This is a genomic window from Pseudomonas sp. LBUM1673, assembly GCF_059695645.1.
The window spans coordinates 1,589,882-1,606,203 of sequence record NZ_CP166780.1; the positions used below are offsets into that span (position 1 = coordinate 1,589,882).

Annotated in this window: 13 protein-coding genes; 9 read left to right on the forward strand and 4 right to left on the reverse strand. The window is 59.7% G+C overall.

All coding sequences use genetic code 11. The annotated features are described in order from the left end of the window. Positions 1–170: 170 nt before the first annotated feature. The 6 genes from hrpA (at position 171) to ACA044_RS07315 (ending at position 9,435) form a co-directional block, all read left to right on the forward strand. On the forward strand, positions 171–4,082 hold the full coding sequence (hrpA, locus tag ACA044_RS07290; RefSeq protein WP_497445763.1) for an ATP-dependent RNA helicase HrpA: 3,912 nt from the start codon (positions 171–173) through the stop codon (positions 4,080–4,082). 383 nt (positions 4,083–4,465) lie between these two features. Beyond that, positions 4,466–5,587 (forward strand): beta-ketoacyl-ACP synthase III, encoded by a 1,122-nt coding sequence (locus ACA044_RS07295; RefSeq protein WP_497445764.1) that lies wholly within the window; start codon positions 4,466–4,468, stop codon positions 5,585–5,587. Positions 5,588–5,741: 154 nt separating this feature from the next. Continuing rightward, on the forward strand, positions 5,742–6,353 hold the full coding sequence (locus ACA044_RS07300; RefSeq protein WP_497445765.1) for an RNA polymerase sigma factor: 612 nt from the start codon (positions 5,742–5,744) through the stop codon (positions 6,351–6,353). Then, a complete protein-coding gene (locus ACA044_RS07305) occupies positions 6,347–6,583 on the forward strand; it encodes an anti-sigma factor family protein (RefSeq protein ID WP_123501124.1) in 237 nt (78 codons plus the stop codon). Before ACA044_RS07300 ends, ACA044_RS07305 begins: the two co-directional genes overlap by 7 nt. 235 nt (positions 6,584–6,818) lie before the next feature. Continuing rightward, positions 6,819–8,162: an OprO/OprP family phosphate-selective porin gene (locus ACA044_RS07310; protein WP_497445766.1), complete on the forward strand. Its 1,344-nt coding sequence runs from the start codon at positions 6,819–6,821 to the stop codon at positions 8,160–8,162. A 148-nt stretch (positions 8,163–8,310) separates the two neighbouring features. Beyond that, positions 8,311–9,435: a GNAT family N-acetyltransferase gene (locus ACA044_RS07315; RefSeq protein ID WP_497445767.1), complete on the forward strand. Its 1,125-nt coding sequence runs from the start codon at positions 8,311–8,313 to the stop codon at positions 9,433–9,435. A gap of 177 nt (positions 9,436–9,612) precedes the next feature. On the opposite strand, the gene ACA044_RS07320 is transcribed toward ACA044_RS07315, so the two are convergent. The 4 genes from ACA044_RS07320 to ACA044_RS07335 all read right to left on the reverse strand — a co-directional run bounded on the left by ACA044_RS07320 (position 9,613) and on the right by ACA044_RS07335 (position 13,827). Next, positions 9,613–11,445, reverse strand: coding sequence for an ABC transporter ATP-binding protein (locus ACA044_RS07320; protein WP_497445768.1), 1,833 nt, complete (start codon positions 11,443–11,445; stop codon positions 9,613–9,615). Positions 11,446–11,530: 85 nt separating this feature from the next. Further along, positions 11,531–12,082 carry a peptidylprolyl isomerase gene (locus ACA044_RS07325; RefSeq protein ID WP_497445769.1) on the reverse strand — a complete coding sequence of 184 codons (552 nt, stop codon included), beginning with the start codon at positions 12,080–12,082 and terminating at the stop codon, positions 11,531–11,533. Positions 12,083–12,085: 3 nt separating this feature from the next. Further along, on the reverse strand, positions 12,086–12,889 hold the full coding sequence (locus tag ACA044_RS07330; protein ID WP_497445770.1) for an alpha/beta fold hydrolase: 804 nt from the start codon (positions 12,887–12,889) through the stop codon (positions 12,086–12,088). Positions 12,890–12,903: 14 nt separating this feature from the next. Then, positions 12,904–13,827, reverse strand: a complete 924-nt coding sequence (locus tag ACA044_RS07335; protein ID WP_497445771.1) for a PA3225 family LysR-type transcriptional regulator — start codon at positions 13,825–13,827, stop codon at positions 12,904–12,906. A 49-nt stretch (positions 13,828–13,876) separates the two neighbouring features. Here ACA044_RS07335 and ACA044_RS07340 point away from each other — a divergent pair, with 49 nt between their 5' ends. The 3 genes from ACA044_RS07340 (at position 13,877) to ACA044_RS07350 (ending at position 16,283) form a co-directional block, all read left to right on the forward strand. Continuing rightward, positions 13,877–14,191, forward strand: coding sequence for a 3-phosphoglycerate kinase (locus ACA044_RS07340; RefSeq protein WP_497445772.1), 315 nt, complete (start codon positions 13,877–13,879; stop codon positions 14,189–14,191). A 280-nt stretch (positions 14,192–14,471) separates the two neighbouring features. Beyond that, positions 14,472–15,071, forward strand: a complete 600-nt coding sequence (locus ACA044_RS07345) for an FMN-dependent NADH-azoreductase (RefSeq protein WP_497445773.1) — start codon at positions 14,472–14,474, stop codon at positions 15,069–15,071. 345 nt (positions 15,072–15,416) lie between these two features. Further along, positions 15,417–16,283, forward strand: coding sequence for a carboxylate/amino acid/amine transporter (locus ACA044_RS07350; protein ID WP_497445774.1), 867 nt, complete (start codon positions 15,417–15,419; stop codon positions 16,281–16,283). Positions 16,284–16,322 lie beyond the last annotated feature (39 nt).

Here is a 16,322-nt window from a genome sequence, read left to right on the forward strand (position 1 = left end):
AGTACCGGGTTTACGACTGCTGCGCAGCCGAACGGGGGCAAGCCCCCTCGCCACAAAAGCCTCTTGGCTACAGTAACCCTCTGGCCACAAAAGCAGGTTGCATTCGTCGCCATGCGCCCAAATCTGCGACAATCGCGCCCCTGCGCCACTAGACGACTTTTGCGTACCTGATGACTGACGAATCGCCCTCCATCGACAAACTGCTGAAAAACCTCGATCACGCCATGCTCGCCGACCGCCACCGGCTGCGGCGGCAGTTGCTTGAGCTGCGCAAGAAACCTGACGAGGCCAAACTGGCCCAGTGGGTGACGCGCACGCAGGCGTCCTGCGATCAGGTGTTGGCGCGGCGGGCCAGCCTGCCGGTGATTCGTTACGACGACAGCCTGCCGATCGCCGCCAAGCGCGATGAAATCAAAGCAGCGCTGCTCAAGCATCAGGTGCTGATCATTGCCGGCGAAACCGGGTCGGGTAAAACCACTCAGTTGCCGAAGATCTGCCTGGAAATCGGTCGCGGCCAGCACGGCCTGATCGGCCACACCCAGCCCCGTCGAATCGCCGCTCGCAGCGTGGCGAGCCGGGTCGCCGAAGAGCTGGCGACGCCGTTGGGCGCGCTGGTCGGCTATCAGGTGCGGTTCGAGGATCAGAGCGATGCCAACACCCTGATCAAACTGATGACCGACGGCATCCTGCTGGCAGAAACCCAGAACGACCGCTACCTCGAACGCTACGACACGATCATCGTCGACGAAGCCCACGAACGCAGCCTGAACATCGACTTCCTGCTCGGTTACCTGAAAACCCTGCTGCCGCGCCGCCCGGACCTGAAAGTCATCATCACTTCGGCGACCATCGACCTGGAGCGTTTCTCCAAACACTTCGATGATGCGCCGATTGTCGAGGTCTCCGGACGTACCTTCCCGGTAGAAACCTGGTATCGCCCGCTGACCCTGGAGCAGGATGAAGAGGGCAACCGCGTCGAGGATGACTTGACCGTGGATCAGGCGATCCTCGCCACCCTCGATGAAATCGCCGCGTTCGAACGCAGTGAGCGCAAGAGCCCCGGCGATGTGTTGGTGTTCCTGCCCGGCGAACGCGAGATTCGCGACGCGGCGGACATGCTGCGCAAGGCGCAACTGAAACACACCGAAATTCTGCCGTTGTATGCACGGTTGTCACCGGCCGAGCAACAGCGGATTTTCCAGTCGCACCCAGGGCGCAGAGTCGTACTGGCGACCAACGTTGCCGAAACCTCGCTGACGGTGCCGGGCATTCGTTACGTGATCGACAGCGGCACCGCGCGCATCAGCCGTTACAGCTACCGCGCCAAGGTCCAGCGCCTGCCCATCGAAGCGATTTCCCAGGCCAGTGCCAATCAGCGTAAAGGTCGCTGCGGGCGGGTCGAGCCGGGCATTTGCGTGCGCTTGTACAGCGAAGAAGATTTCATCGGTCGGCCGGAATTTACCGACCCGGAAATTCTGCGAACCAACCTCGCGGCGGTCATTCTGCAGATGCTCCATCTGCGTTTGGGCGAGATCACCGATTTCCCGTTCATCGAGCCGCCGGACGGCAAAGCCATCAGCGACGGTTTCAACCTGCTGCAAGAACTCTCGGCGGTGGATCGCAACAGCCAGTTGACCCCGCTCGGTCGCCAGTTGGCGCGGCTGCCGGTGGACCCACGCATGGGCCGTATGCTGCTGGAAGCGGCCAAACTCGGCAGCTTGCAGGAAGTGCTGATTGTCGCCAGTGCCATGTCGATTCAGGACCCGCGCGAACGTCCGCCGGAGCGTCAGCAAGCCGCCGATCAGGCCCACGCGCAATGGAAAGACGTGGACTCGGACTTCGCCGGGCTGGTCAATCTGTGGCGCGGTTTTGAAGAACAACGTCAGGCCCTGACGGCCAGTCCGCTGCGTAACTGGTGCCGCAAGAATTTCCTGAATTACCTGCGTCTGCGCGAGTGGCGCGACTCCCATCGCCAGTTGAGCCTGATCTGCCGCGACATGCAGCTCGGCCTCAATAAAGAGCCGGCGGATTACCCGAAACTGCACAAAGCCGTACTCTCGGGCCTGCTCAGCCAGATCGGCCAGAAAACCGAAGACGGCGATTACCTCGGCGCCCGTCAGCGGCGCTTCTGGATTCACCCATCGTCGGGCCTGGGCAAGAAGCGTCCGCAATGGCTGATGACCGCCGAACTGGTGGAAACCACCAAGCTTTACGCGCGGATGGTCGCCAAGATCGACGCCGACTGGATCGAGCCACTGGCCGGGCACCTGATCAAGAAAAACCACTTCGAACCCCATTGGGAGAAGAAGCGCGGTCAGGTCGTGGCTTTCGAACAGATCACCCTGTTCGGGCTGATCGTGGTCGGACGCCGGCCAGTGCATTACGGGCCGGTTGACCCGGTGGTGTCCCGCGAGTTGTTTATCCGCGAAGCTTTGGTGCGCGGTGAGATTCAATCCAAAGCCAAGTGTTTGTCTGCTAATGCACAGTTGTTGGAACAGCTCGACGAACTGGAAGCCAAGGCGCGCCGCCGCGACATCCTCGCCGACGAAGAAACCCTGTTCGCCTTCTACGATGCGCGGTTGCCGGCAGAGATTCACCAGACCGCGACCTTCGACAGCTGGTATCGGGTCAACAGCCAGAAAGACCCGCAGCTGCTGATCATGCGCGAAGAAGACGTGCTGGCCCGCGAAGCCAGCGAAGTCACCGCCACGCATTACCCGGACACCCTGCACATCGGCGATCTGGAACTGGCGCTGAGTTATCACTTCGAACCCAACCATCCTCGCGATGGCGTGACCTTGCGCGTGCCGGCGCCGCTGTTGCCGATGCTGCCGCCGGAACGCCTGGAGTGGCTGGTGCCGGGGGTGATCGAGGCCAAGTGCATCGCGCTGGTGCGCAACCTGCCCAAGGCCTTGCGCAAGAACTTCGTGCCGGTGCCGGACTTCGTCAAAGCCGCGTTGCAGCGCATCACGTTTGCCGAGGGCTCGTTGCCTCAGGCGCTGGGCCGTGAGTTGCTGCGCATGACTGGCGCGCGGGTCAGCGATGAGGCGTGGGCCGAAGCCTCGCAGCAGGTCGAAAGCCATTTGCGGATGAACCTGGAAATCGTCGACGGTCAGGGCAAGTTCCTCGGCGAAGGCCGTGACTTGGCCGAGCTGACCGCACGCTTTGCCGAGGCCAGTCAGGCTGCTTTGGCGGTGCCGCAGACTGCGAAAAGCCAGCAACCGGTGGAGGCGAAAGTCTTTGCCGCCGTCGCCGAGAAAACCCAGCAGAAAATCGCCGGGCTGTCGATGACGGTGTATCCGGCGTTGGTGGAAGAGGCCGGCACGGTCAAGGAAGGACGTTTCTCGACCCCAGCCGAAGCCGAATTCCAGCATCGCCGGGCTTTGCAGCGTTTGTTGATGCAGCAATTGGCGGAACCGGCGAAGTTCCTGCGCAGCAAGTTGCCGGGGCTGACCGAGTTGGGCCTGATGTACCGCGAACTGGGGCGCATCGACAGCCTGGTGGAAGACATTCTGCTGGCCAGTCTCGACAGTTGCATCCTCGACGGCGAAGACCCGTTGCCGCGCGATGGCGCCGGGCTGGCATCGCTGGCCGAGCGCAAACGCGGCGGCTGGACCGAGCACGCTGAACGGCTGGCCAGGCTGACCCTGGAAATTCTCAAGCTATGGCACGGCCTGCAAAAGCGCTTCAAGGGCAAGATCGACCTGGCGCAAGCCGTGGCCTTGAACGACATCAAGCAGCAGCTCAGCCATCTGGTGTATCCAGGGTTCGTGCGTGAAACGCCGATGCCGTGGCTCAAGGAACTGCCGCGTTACCTCAAGGCCGTCGAGCAACGTTTCGAAAAACTCGGCGCTCAGGTGCAGAAAGACCGGGTCTGGAGCGGCGAATTGTCCGGCCTCTGGGCTCAATACCAGACCCGCGCCAACAAACATGCCCAGGAAGGCAAGCGCGATCCGCAGCTGGAGCTCTATCGCTGGTGGCTGGAGGAATACCGGGTCTCGCTGTTCGCGCAGCAATTGGGAACCAAGGTGCCGATCTCCGACAAACGCCTGAACAAGCAATGGAGCCAGGTCGAGCCATAACCCCTGTGGGAGCGGGCTTGTGTGGCGAGGGGGCTTGCCCCCGTTCGGCTGCGTAGCAGTCGTAAAACCAGCGCACTCGGTATATCTGATACACCGAGGCTGCAGGTTTTGGGGCGGCTTCGCCACCCAACGGGGGCAAGCCCCCTCGCCACACCGGCTCCCACGTTAGGTACGCTGTTGCTCTCGCAAAAGGGGCCAAAAGCCGGCGTTTATGGCAAACTTCGCGCCTATAAACGCCGGCCCCGCGGTTTTGAGCCTCCAAGGGCCTGGGCGGATCGGAATAAAGCGATGCCAGGTTTGCGTCAGGAACCTGGAGTAGACCCTTTGTGTGTTGGTACGTCGGTGCCAGCGCTTTCTGCCTGAACAGGATTAGAGAAACGACCATGCATAACGTCGTCATCAGCGGCACCGGCCTGTACACCCCGGCCAACAGCATCTCCAACGAAGAGCTGGTGCAGTCTTTCAATACCTATGTGGCGCAGTTCAACGCCGACAATGCCGAGGCCATCGCCCGCGGCGAAATCCAGGCATTGACCGAGTCCAGCGCAGCGTTTATCGAAAAAGCGTCCGGCATCAAAAGCCGCTTTGTCATGGACAAGGACGGCATCCTTGACCCGCAGCGCCTGGCGCCACGCTTGCCCGAGCGCTCCAACGACGAGTGGTCGGTGCTTTGCCAGATGGCCATCGGTGCAGCCGAGCAAGCCTTGCAACGCGCCGGCAAGACCGCCGCAGACATCGACGGTGTGATCGTTGCCTGCTCCAACCTGCAACGCGCCTACCCGGCCATCGCCATCGAAGTTCAGGAAGCGCTGGGCATTCAGGGTTTCGGTTTCGACATGAACGTGGCCTGCTCTTCGGCGACCTTCGGCATCCAGGCCGCCGCCAACAGCGTGCAACTGGGCCAGGCCCGGGCGATCCTGATGGTCAACCCGGAAGTCTGCACCGGTCACCTGAACTTCCGCGACCGCGACAGCCACTTCATTTTCGGCGACGCCGCCACCGCGGTGATTATCGAACGTGCGGATCTGGCGACGTCCAAGTACCAGTTCGACGTGGTCAGCACCAAACTGCTGACCAAGTTCTCCAACAACATCCGCAACAACTTCGGTTTCCTCAACCGCGCCGCGGAAGAGGGCATCGGTGCCCTCGACAAACTGTTCGTCCAGGAAGGCCGCAAGGTGTTCCGCGATGTCTGCCCGATGGTCGCCGAGCTGATCGCTACGCACCTGGAAGAAAACCAGCTCAACGTCAGCGACGTGAAGCGCTTCTGGTTGCACCAGGCCAACCTCAGCATGAACCACCTGATTGTCAAAAAGCTGCTGGGCCGCGAAGCCACCGAAGCAGAAGCCCCGGTGATTCTCGACACCTATGCCAACACCAGTTCTGCCGGTTCGGTGATTTCGTTTCACAAGAATCAGGACGATCTGGTCAGCGGTTCGCTGGCTGTACTCAGCTCGTTCGGCGCCGGTTACTCGATCGGTAGTGTGATTCTGCGCAAGCGTTGATCTGGGCTGCTGTCGTTCTTTCCTGCTACTTGTGAGGAATGTTCCTACATTCGAAATAGCCAGGACGCTGTAATTTTCGGAAATGCCAGCAGGACGACGCCTACGGCGAAGTCCTGCTGTATTCATTTTCGAGGTCAGGACAAGGGGTTTGTTAATGGCGGCTGACGATGCGCAACTGCTCGAGCGCCTGCTGGCGGGCGAACAAAAGGCTTTCAAAGAGTTGGTCAGCACCTATCAGAGCGCCATGCGTGCGGTGGCTTATGCGATCGTCGGCAACCGGCATGCCGACGAAATCGTTCAAGATGCCTGGCTGTCGGTTGTGCGTAACCTCGGCGGGTTCGAGGGGCGTTCAAGCCTCAAGACCTGGCTGTTGACCATCACCGCCAACTCGGCCAAAAGCCGCTACAAGCAAAACCGCCGGGAAGTACTGCTCGATGACCTGCCGTCGCCTCACGGCACGGTCGATGACGATCGTTTTTCATCGAGTGATGGTCATTGGCTGGTGGCGCCGTTCGCCTGGCATCAGGACACGCCAGAGGCCCTGTTGACCGAAAACGAGCTGCGCGAATGCCTGGAGCACACATTGCTCAGCCTGTCGGAACTGCAAAGCAGTGTTTTGCTGTTGCGCGAGCGACAAGGGATGGAGTTGGAGGAGATCTGTAATCTTCTGGAGATCTCGCTCTCCAATGTTCGTGTGCTGCTGCATCGGGCACGGTTGAAGGTCTTTGCGACCGTAGAACATTTTGAGGAAACCGGCGAATGCTGACCTGTAAGGAACAAGTGGCGCGCTCCAGTGATTATCTCGATGGCCAGTTGAGTTTTCGTGAGCGCCTGATGATGCGGCATCATTTGATGTTTTGCCCCAATTGCCGACGGTTCATTCGGCAGATGCGGTTGATGCAGGCCACCCTGAAAGTGATGCCCGAGCCGCCTGTGCCTGATCTGGATGCGCTGGCTGAACGGCTTGCCAACGAACATCTGAAGAACAAACCGTAGTTTTCCCGCCCGTAACACACCCCTTCATCCGCTCTGGTTTGCCGCCTTGCAGCTCATCTCCTGCGGCGGCAGTTCTGTTATTTCAATTCGAAGTAAAAAAGTTCCCCTGTCATAAAATCTTTATCTATCAGCAACCCGGCTGAAATACCCCATCGCCAAGATCCCCTCCCAACACCAGCGGGCCAGTTCCGCGTGTTTTCTTACGCCAAAGACCACCAATTAGGGGAACTCTTCGATGATCCGTAAGCACTTCGCCGGTTTTGCCGCCAGCGCATTGGCCATGGCAGTAACCGCCCAGGCTTTCGCTGGCACCGTCACCACTGACGGTGCCGATATCGTAGTCAAAACCAAGGGCGGCCTTGAAGTCGCCACCACCGATAAAGAATTCAGCTTCAAACTCGGCGGTCGCTTGCAGGCTGACTACAGCCAGTTCGATGGTGTCTACACCAGAAACGGCGATACCGCCGACGCTGCCTACATCCGTCGTGGGTTCCTGGAACTGTCTGGTGTGCTGTACACGGATTGGGCTTACACCCTCAACTACGACTTCTCCCACAACAGCGGTGACTCCGACAACGGTTACTTCGACGAAGCGTCGCTGGCCTACAACGGCTTCAAACCGGTCTCGATCAAAGTCGGTCGTTTCGACCCGGACTTCGGCCTGGAAAAAGCCACCAGTTCCAAGTGGGTCACCGCGCCAGAGCGCAACATGGCGTACGACATGGTCGATTGGGCGAACAGCCACCAGAATGGCCTGGGCCTGCAAGCCTCCAGTACCTTCGCCGATTCGTTCTACGCTTCCGCCGGCGTGTTCAGCAAAGACACCGACGATACCGATGGCAACAGCGTCAAACAGGTCAACGGCCGCTTTGTATTCGCCCCAATGCATGACGCCGGTAACGTGCTGCACTTCGGTGTGAACGTGGCTTCCCGTGATGTCTCCGACACCGCCTTCGATTCGCGTTATCGCACCCGCATGGGCATGCGTGGCGTCGAAACCCTCGGCGGCAACGATGCCGGTACCAATGGCAACCGTCCGGTGCTGGGCGGCAGTTCCTCTTCGGCTGCGGGCTCCTATGACCGTGACGACGCTTACGGTCTGGAAGCCGCATTCGCCATGGGCCCGGCCTCGATCCAAGGTGAATACATCGCCCGCAAAACCAAGGCCGATGCCAGCAACCTTGAAGACATCAAAGGGCACGGCTTCTACGTTCAGGGTGCCTACACCCTCACCGGCGAAGCCCGTGGCTATAAAGTCGGCAAGTTCGACGCGATCAAGCCAGCCAACAAGTCCATCGGTGCCTGGGAGCTGTTCTATCGTTACGACAGCCTGACCGTCGAAGACGACAACATCACCACCGCCAGCCTGACCCGCGATGTCGGCGATGCCGAAGCCCAAGTGCACACCCTGGGTGTCAACTGGTACGCCAACGAAGCGGTGAAAATCACTGGCGCCTACCTCAAGGCCAAGACGGACAACGTGACCAATGCCACGGCTGCCAGCGGTACTACCCCGGCACGTCGTACCGGTGATGACAGCGGTGACGGCTTCGTGGTCCGCGCTCAATACGTGTTCTAAATCGCAGTAAACGCTGTAAGAGCTCTTTCTTCATCCGTTAAAGCTCCTCTCGTTTAACCCCGCTTCGGCGGGGTTTTTTTGTTTCGGGTTAGGCAATCAGATAAGCGATACTCGCCCCATCTGTAGAAAATGATGGTCGGGGATACTGATGCCGCTGCAACGTCTGGAAAGCCTGTCCGAAATTGCGCCGCACACCTGGGACGCGCTGGTGCCGGAAACTCAGCCGTTTCTGCGCCATGCCTTTCTGAGCGCGCTGGAAGACAGCGGCAGCCTCGGCCCGCATTCAGGCTGGCAGCCCGAGCATTTGCTGCATGTCGAAGGCGATCGCCTGATCGCCGCGCTGCCCAGTTACCGCAAATGGCATTCCTACGGCGAGTACGTGTTCGACCATGCCTGGGCCGATGCCTGTGAGCGTGCCGGCATTGATTACTACCCCAAGCTGTTGACGGCAGTGCCGTTCAGCCCGGTCAGCGGGCCGCGATTGCTGGCTGCCACGATCAAGGACGGTTTCGAATTACTCAAGAGCCTGCCGGGCTATCTTGAGATCGAAGAACTCTCCAGCGCCCACATCAACTTCACCGATCCGTTCACCGACGCGGCATTGGCCGAACAGCCAGGCTGGTTGCAGCGTATTGGCTGTCAGTACCACTGGCATAACCGCGGTTATCGGGATTTTCAGGATTTCCTCGACGCCCTCAGTTCGCGCAAACGCAAGCAGATGCGCAAGGAGCGTGAGCAAGTGGCCGGGCAGGGCATCGACTTCGAATGGCTGGAAGGACGGCAACTGGACCAGGTGCAGTGGGATTTTGTGTATGCCTGCTACGCCAATACCTACGCAGTACGTCGGCAAACGCCGTATCTGACCCGGGAATTTTTCGGTCTGCTGGCAGAACGCATGCCGGAGTCAATTCGCGTGGTGCTGGCCAAACAAGGCTCACGGCCGGTGGCCATGGCCTTCAGTCTGGTCGGTGGCGACAGCTTTTATGGCCGTTACTGGGGTTGTCTGGCGGAATTCGATCGCCTGCACTTCGAGACCTGTTTCTATCAGGGGATGGATTACGCGATTGCCAACGGCTTCCAGCGTTTTGACGCTGGCGCTCAGGGCGAGCACAAATTGATTCGTGGCTTTGAGCCTGTGATCACCCATTCCTGGCATTACCTGCGCCATCCGGGCTTGAAGTCGGCGGTGAAAGATTTCCTTGAGCGGGAACGTGTCGGGGTATTGGGGTATGCCGAAGACGCGAAAACCGCCTTGCCTTATCGGCAAGCCTGAACCGTGTGGTTAAAGGTTACGGCTGTTTTGTGTTGGACGAAATCTTTCGGATATCGTCGATCAAAGGTGTAAGCGGGCTTGCTCGCGAAGGCGGTTTAACATTCAACAATGATGTTGACTGAAAGTCCGCTTTCGCGAGCAAGCCCGCTCCCACAGGGTCGGTGTTGATCGCAAGGCTCAATCGATCCCGACAAACCCGCCGGTCTGGTGCTGCCACAACCGCGCATACAAGCCGCCATGGGCCAGCAGTTCGGCGTGGCTGCCGGTTTCGGCGATCTTGCCGTTTTCCAGCACCACCAGCCGGTCCATCCGGGCGATGGTCGAGAGGCGGTGGGCGATGGCGATCACGGTTTTGCCCTGCATCAAGGTTTCGAGGCTTTCCTGGATCGCGGCTTCGACTTCCGAGTCCAGCGCCGAGGTGGCTTCGTCCATGATCAGGATCGGCGCGTCCTTGAGTAGCACCCGGGCGATGGCAATCCGCTGACGCTGGCCACCGGAGAGTTTCACTCCGCGTTCTCCGACATGCGCATCGAAACCGGTGCGGCCTTCGGCGTCCGACAGCAGCGGGATGAACTCGTCGGCGCGGGCCTTGTGCGCCGCTTCCCAGAGTTCTGCGTCGGTGGCGTCGGGTTTGCCATACAGCAAGTTATCGCGGATCGAGCGGTGCAGTAACGAGGTGTCCTGGGTGATCATGCCGATGCGTTCACGCAGGCTTTCCTGGCCGACTTCGGCAATGTTCTGGCCGTCGATGAGGATCCGCCCGCCTTGCACGTCATACAGGCGCAGCAGCAGGTTGACCAGCGTCGATTTGCCGGCACCGGACGGGCCGATCAAGCCGATTTTTTCACCGGGTTTGATGGTCAGGTTGAGGCCGCCGATGATCCCGCTCTTCTTGCCGTAGTGGAAATCGACGTGCTCGAAACGCACCTCGCCACGGGCCACCGCCAAGGGTTTTGCCTGTTCGCGGTCGGTGACGCTGACGGGTTGAGCGATGGTCTGCAAACCATCTTGCACCATGCCGATGTTTTCGAAGATGCCGTTGACCACCCACATGATCCAGCCGGACATGTTGACGATGCGGATCACCAGCCCGGTGGCCAAGGCAATTGCGCCCACCGTGATCAGCGACTGCGTCCACAGCCACAGGGCCAGCCCGGTGGTGCCGACGATCAGCAGGCCGTTCATGCTGGTGATGACCACGTCCATGCTGGTGACCACGCGACCGGCCAGTTGAGCCTTTTCGGTCTGGTCTTCGATGGCTTCACGGGCGTACTGCTGTTCGAAGTTGGTGTGGGCGAACAGCTTGAGGGTGGTGATGTTGGTGTAGCCGTCGACGATTCGCCCCATGAGTTTGGAACGCGCATCGGAGGACACCACCGAACGTTCCTTCACCCGCGGCACGAAGTAGCAGAGCGCGCCGATGTAGGCGGCGATCCAGATCAGCAGCGGGATCATCAGGCGCCAGTCGGCTTCGGCGAACAGCACCAGTGAGCTGATCGCATAGATCAGCACGTGCCACAGCGCATCCACCGCTTGTACGGCAGAGTCGCGCAGGGAATTGCCGGTCTGCATGATGCGTTGGGCGATGCGCCCGGCGAAGTCGTTCTGGAAAAAATTCAGGCTCTGTTTGAGCACGTAACTGTGGTTCTGCCAGCGGATCAGGCTGGTCATGCCGGGGCTCAGGGTCTGGTGCACCAGCATGTCATGCAGGGCGAGGAACAGCGGCCGCAAGATCAGCGCTACCGCCGCCATCCAGGCCAATTCCACGCCGTGGATCTTGAAGAAATCGACGTTGGGTGTGCCCTGGGTCAAGTCGATGATGCGACTCAGGTAACTGAACAACGCCACTTCGATCAGGGCGCCAAACAGGCCGACGACCAACAAAACGGCGAAGATCGGCCAGACTTGCTTCAGGTAATAGGTATAGAAGGATAGAACCCGGCTCGGTGGAGCCGCCGTCGGGGCGTCGCGGAAAATGTCGATCAGTTTTTCGAAACGGCGATAAAGCATCAGTTCTCCGCCCGCGCACGGGCTCTCCTTTAAACGATATGAGCGGTACCGGATACCGGCAGCCGCTCAAGCACTCCTGTGCAGATTAGTCGATGCGCTTGGCCGACTTGATGAAGACAGGATCGGCCGGCACGTCTTTCATGCCGCTTTTGGTGGTGGTCTGGGAGTTGACGATGATATCGACGATGTCCATCCCTTTAACGACTTTACCGAACACGGCATAGCCGTCGCCCTGGTCCAGGAAGTCGTTGTCTTTGACGTTGATGAAGAACTGGCTGGTGGCCGAGTCCGGCACGGAAGTACGGGCCATGGACAGCGTGCCACGCACATTATGCAGACCGTTTTTGGATTCGTTCTTGATCGGCGCCTTGGTTTCTTTTTGCTGCATTTGTTGAGTGAAACCACCGCCCTGGACCATGAATCCAGGAATTACACGGTGAAAAATCGTGTTGTTGTAGAAGCCGCTGTCGACGTACTCAAGGAAGTTCTTGGTACTGATGGGCGCCTTGACCGGGTCCAGTTCGATTTCGATCTGGCCATTGGTGGTTTCCAGCAACACGTGCGGCGCCGGCGTGGCGGCCATCAGGTTGGCGGCAAACAGAACGGAGCCGGCGACGAGGGCGATTTTTTTCAGCATGGGTCAGTGATCCTGATTGGTGGTGTCGACTGCGGTGAGAAACTCGAGCAGCGTTTGGTTGAAGCGTTCGGGTTGATCCAGCGGGGTGGCGTGGCGCGAATCGGCGATCACCACCAGCCGCGCATCGGGCAGCAGTTTTACATAGGTTTCTTTCAGCGCGACCGGGGTGTAGTCACGGTCGGCACTGACGATGAGGGTTGGACAGGACACCCTGGAAAGTCGTTCCTGAACCCCCCAGCCAACAATGGCATCGAAGCTGGCGAGATAAGCATGTTTGTCGTTTTTTGCCCAGCGCGCAGCAATTTTTTGTCGTAACGAAGCTTGTTCCGGCTTGGGGAACAGTTTGGCGCCCAAGGCCTTGCCGATGGTGCCCATGCTCAGCACGCGCATCAGGCTCCAGCGTTTGAACCACTGCCAGTCGTCGTTGCGGCTGCGCCGTTTGACCTCGGGCGCGCTGTTGACGATGCACAGGCTCTTGAGCAGTTGTGGCTGGTCCACCGCCAGTTGAAAGGCGATCATGCCGCCCATCGAAAGTCCCACAAGATGTGCAGGGCCGAGGTTCAAGTGCTCGATCAGCGCGATCAGGTCGGCGCTGAACCCGGCGATGCTGTAACGCTCGCGGGGCTTGTCGGAGCGCCCGTGGCCGCGCACATCCGGGACGATCACCCGGTGGTGGGCCGAGAGCGCCGGGATCTGCATTTCCCAGTCCAGGGTGCTGGAACCCAACCCGTGAACCAGCAGCAACGGTGTGCCGTGGCCATATTCCTCATAGTGCAGGTTACAACCTTCATGTTCGAAATAGGCCATGGGTACACTCCGTGTCAGGCTTGTTCGGGGGCGGCGAAGGGCGCATCCAGCGGCGCGGTATCAAAGGTGCGCAGCAGTTCGATGAGAATCTGCGTGGCCGGGCCCAAGGGTTTGTCCTTGTTCGAATACAGATAGAAGCTGGGGTTGCGGCTGCCGCCCTGATCCAACGGTAGCACTTTGAGCGTACCTTCCTTGAGTTCGCGCTCGATCATGTGCCGGGGCAGCCAGGCGAAACCCAGGCCGCTGCTGACGAAGGTCGCGGCGGTGGCCAGGCTGCCGACGGTCCAGCGCTGTTCGGCACCCAGCCAGCCGACGTCGCGCGGTTGCTGGCGGCCGGAGTCGCGGATCACCACTTGCATCTGGCTTTCCAGGTCCTGGAAGCTCAGTTCGCGGTTCAGCCGATGCAGGGCATGCTCGGGGTGGGCGACCGCGACGAACTCGACGTCGCTCAATTCCGCGCCCAGATACCCGGGAATGCTGAAACCGGTAATGGCCAGATCGGCCACGCCTTCGAGCAGCACTTCCTCGACCCCCGACAACACCTCTTCGCGCAGGCGCACCCGGCAGCCGCGGCTTTGTGGCATGAACGCGGTCAAGGCGCGGACGAGGCGGGCGCTGGGGTAGGCGGCATCGACCACCAGCCGCACTTCTGCTTCCCAGCCTTGTTCCATGTGATGGGCCAGGTCTTCCAGTTGGCTGGCCTGTTTCACCAATTGCCGGGAACGGCGCAGCAGTACGCCGCCGGCTTCGGTGAGCACCGCTTTGCGGCCGTCGATGCGTAACAGCGGCACGCCGAGCTGGTCCTGCATGCGCGCTACGGTGTAGCTGACCGACGATTGCGAACGGTGCAGCGCTTCGGCGGCCTGGGCGAAACCGCCGTGATCGACCACGGCCTGTAACGTTCGCCATTGATCAAGGGTCACGCGGGGCGCTTTCATGTTGAGCTCCTCTTGTCCTAAGCTGGCAGTCCTTATTGGAGACTGCCGAATGAAAAAATTCTGTTGTGTGGTGCTGGCGCTGCTGCCGCTGACGGCGTTTGCGTATCCGATCGATGTACAGAAAGAGCTGAACGGCTTGAGCATCGATTACAACGCATTCGACACAGATGCCGATATCGCCTCGATTCAGGTGAACAACTACGGCACCACCGATGCGATCTGTAAGGTAGTTTTCAACAATGGCCCGGAAGCGCCCCGGACCCGCAACATCGAAGTGGCCGCCGGAAAACACAAAAATGCTACCGCCAAGTTCAACCGGACCATTATCAAGATGCGTATCAACCTGAGTTGCTCGTCTAAATAGATCCCACCCCTGTGGGAGCGGCCTGTGGCGAGGGGGCTTGCCCCCGTTGGGCTGCGAAGCAGCCCAAAAATCTGATATACCAAAAATCTTGTGAGTGCTATGCACTCAAACGGGGGCAAGCCCCCTTGCCACAGCCCGCTCCCACAGGTACAGGGCATGCTCTGCTTATAAACGAATTTATCGATGCTTTGTAGCAGTTATTTGCGCTTTTTCATCGATATGACTCTGTTTAACCTTCACTCCATCGACCTACAGCATTCTCAGATGGAGGCTACATCCCATGTCCCGCGTTCTGATCATCGAAAGCAGCGCCCGTCAGCAAGACTCGGTTTCCCGCCAGCTGACCCAGACCTTCATCAGCCAATGGAAAGCTGCACACCCGGCTGATCAGATCACCGTCCGAGACCTGGCCACCACACCGGTGCCGCACCTGGACATCAACTTGCTGGGCGGCTGGATGAAACCTGCCGAACAACGCAATGAGATCGAACAGGCTTCCCTGGAACGTTCCAACCTGCTGACCGACGAACTGCTGGCCGCCGACGTGCTGGTGATGGCAGCTCCCATGTACAACTTCGCCATTCCGAGCACCCTCAAAGCCTGGCTCGACCACGTGTTGCGGGCTGGCGTGACCTTCAAGTACACCGAAACCGGCCCGCAAGGTTTGCTCAACGGCAAGCGCGCCTATGTGCTGACCGCTCGCGGCGGGATTTACGCCGGCAGCACCGCGGATCACCAGGAACCCTACCTGCGTCAGGTCATGGGCTTCATCGGCATCCACGACGTAACGTTCATTCACGCCGAAGGCATGAACCTGGGCGGTGACTTCCAGGAAAAGGGCTTGAACCAGGCCAACGCCAAGCTTTCCCAGGTCGCCTGACACGTTAATCGCCAGATAATCGCTGGGTGGTCTAGTGACCTGGCGCAACCCTTCAAGCCTGTACGCGCATCGAACCTCCCTTTGCACTTGTTGCTCCTGAGTGCTCTAGCCCGATTGAACGCATTAGCGAGATCGGGCTTTTTTTTGCCTGGGATTTGCTGAGCGCAACATAAACCTGTGGGAGCGAGCCTGCTCGCGATAGCGATGTGTCAGCCAACATCAATGTTGAATGTAACGCCGTCATCGCGAGCAGGCTCGCTCCCACAGGGGATTTGTGTGTGGCCTGACTGTTCGCGATGAAAGGCAAAAAACGCTATCGTCGCCGCCATTCGAAATGAGGCGACCATGGGCTATCTACTTTTTGTCACGCTGATCCAGGCGTTTTCCTTCAGCTTGATCGGCGAATACCTCGCCGGGCATGTCGACAGTTACTTCGCGGTGTTGGTGCGGGTGCTGCTGGCGGGGCTGGTGTTCATTCCGCTGACGCGCTGGCGTCAGGTCGAGCCGGCGTTCATGCGTGGGATGTTGCTGATCGGCGCGTTGCAGTTTGGGGTGACTTACGTTTGTTTGTATCTGAGCTTCCGGGTGCTGACGGTGCCGGAAGTGTTGCTGTTCACCATCCTCACGCCGCTGCACGTGACCCTGATCGAAGACGCGCTGAACCGGCGCTTCAATCCGTGGGCCTTGATTGCTGCGCTGGTGGCGGTGGCGGGTGCGGCGGTGATTCGCTATGACCGGGTCAACCCGGATTTCTTCATGGGCTTTTTGCTGCTGCAACTGGCCAACTTCACCTACGCCGCCGGGCAGGTGCTCTACAAACATCTGGTGGCCCGCCATCCGAGTGATCTGCCGCATTACCGGCGTTTCGGCTATTTCTACCTGGGCGCGTTGGCGGTGGCATTGCCAGCGTTTCTGCTGTTCGGCAAACAAAACTTCCTGCCCGAAGCACCGCTGCAATGGGGCGTGCTGCTGTTCCTCGGCCTGGTCTCGACTGCATTGGGGTTGTACTGGTGGAATAAAGGCGCGTGCCTGGTGAACGGCGGGACGTTGGCGGTGATGAACAATTTGCATGTGCCGGTGGGGTTGCTGATCAATTTGCTGATCTGGAATCAGCATGAGGAGTTGGGGCGGTTGTTGTTTGGCGCGATGGTGATTCTGATGGCGGTGTGGATCAGTCGGTTGGGTGTACGCCAACCAGCAGTCGCACACTGAACCTGTGGGAGCGAGCCTGCTCGCGATAGCGGTGGTTCA

Bases quoted from the DNA above. Each gene is read 5' to 3' on its own strand.
- hrpA (WP_497445763.1), top strand. From the start codon at position 171: ATGACTGACGAATCGCCCTCCATCGACAAACTGCTGAAAAACCTCGAT.
- ACA044_RS07295 (WP_497445764.1), top strand. From the start codon at position 4,466: ATGCATAACGTCGTCATCAGCGGCACCGGCCTGTACACCCCGGCCAAC.
- ACA044_RS07300 (WP_497445765.1), top strand. From the start codon at position 5,742: ATGGCGGCTGACGATGCGCAACTGCTCGAGCGCCTGCTGGCGGGCGAA.
- ACA044_RS07305 (WP_123501124.1), top strand. From the start codon at position 6,347: ATGCTGACCTGTAAGGAACAAGTGGCGCGCTCCAGTGATTATCTCGAT.
- ACA044_RS07310 (WP_497445766.1), top strand. From the start codon at position 6,819: ATGATCCGTAAGCACTTCGCCGGTTTTGCCGCCAGCGCATTGGCCATG.
- ACA044_RS07315 (WP_497445767.1), top strand. From the start codon at position 8,311: ATGCCGCTGCAACGTCTGGAAAGCCTGTCCGAAATTGCGCCGCACACC.
- ACA044_RS07320 (WP_497445768.1), bottom strand. From the start codon at position 11,445: ATGCTTTATCGCCGTTTCGAAAAACTGATCGACATTTTCCGCGACGCC.
- ACA044_RS07325 (WP_497445769.1), bottom strand. From the start codon at position 12,082: ATGCTGAAAAAAATCGCCCTCGTCGCCGGCTCCGTTCTGTTTGCCGCC.
- ACA044_RS07330 (WP_497445770.1), bottom strand. From the start codon at position 12,889: ATGGCCTATTTCGAACATGAAGGTTGTAACCTGCACTATGAGGAATAT.
- ACA044_RS07335 (WP_497445771.1), bottom strand. From the start codon at position 13,827: ATGAAAGCGCCCCGCGTGACCCTTGATCAATGGCGAACGTTACAGGCC.
- ACA044_RS07340 (WP_497445772.1), top strand. From the start codon at position 13,877: ATGAAAAAATTCTGTTGTGTGGTGCTGGCGCTGCTGCCGCTGACGGCG.
- ACA044_RS07345 (WP_497445773.1), top strand. From the start codon at position 14,472: ATGTCCCGCGTTCTGATCATCGAAAGCAGCGCCCGTCAGCAAGACTCG.
- ACA044_RS07350 (WP_497445774.1), top strand. From the start codon at position 15,417: ATGGGCTATCTACTTTTTGTCACGCTGATCCAGGCGTTTTCCTTCAGC.